Origin of the sequence: Peptoniphilus sp. BV3AC2 (genome assembly GCF_000478945.1) — a bacterium.
GTDB classification, from domain to species: domain Bacteria; phylum Bacillota; class Clostridia; order Tissierellales; family Peptoniphilaceae; genus Peptoniphilus_B; species Peptoniphilus_B duerdenii.
Window position 1 is genome coordinate 1 of the sequence record NZ_AWXD01000032.1, and the last position, 683, is coordinate 683.

A 683-nucleotide genomic window follows, 5' to 3' on the forward strand; every position below is an offset into this window, starting at 1 on the left:
AATATGATAGATGGATTGTAGATAAGACTTCTCGCTATGGCAACTCTTTGCTGCTGACCTCCTGAAAGCTCACTTGGGAAAGAATCGAGTTTACTTTCTATACCCAGTTTTTTTACTATATCTGAAAACTCATCTTGATTTATTTTTCTTTTATCAAGTTTTAATGGAAGTTCTATATTGTGACGAACCGTTAAGTTGGGAATTAAATTATAAAACTGATAAATTAGTCCGACTTTCCTTCTTCGGAAATAAGCTAGCTCCTTTGAAGAATACTTTGAGATGTCGTTACCATCTATATAAACCTTTCCATCATCTGGACTATCGACTCCACCTATAATATGTAGGAGGGTTGATTTACCAGATCCGCTTGGTCCAACAATGGCGACAAATTCTCCTCTTTCAATTTCAAGGTCAACTCCATCTAAGGCAACAACTTTAGAGTTTCCCTCTCCATATTCTTTTCTTAAATTTTCTACTTTTAATATTTCCATACTTGCCTCCTTTTTCTTATGTCAAGGTAAGCATATAAAAGTAAAGTGATTTTTAGGTGACATTGTAAAATTTTATTTCAAATCTTGCTCCAATATCAGTATTTGAAACAGAAATTTCTCCATTATTTTTTTCGATAATTGTCTTTGCCATAGCAAGACCAATTCCAAAGCCATTTGAATCAGGAGTTTTAT

1 protein-coding gene and 1 pseudogene are annotated in these 683 nt (G+C 33.4%); both read right to left on the reverse strand.

Translation table 11 applies throughout. The features are described from left to right. Positions 1-491, reverse strand: a 491-nt coding sequence (locus tag HMPREF1252_RS08455; protein ID WP_036747190.1) for an ABC transporter ATP-binding protein, incomplete at its 3' end; no start/stop codon positions are given. A gap of 52 nt (positions 492-543) precedes the next feature. After that, positions 544-683: pseudogene (locus tag HMPREF1252_RS09775) on the reverse strand (HAMP domain-containing histidine kinase); the annotation flags it as partial.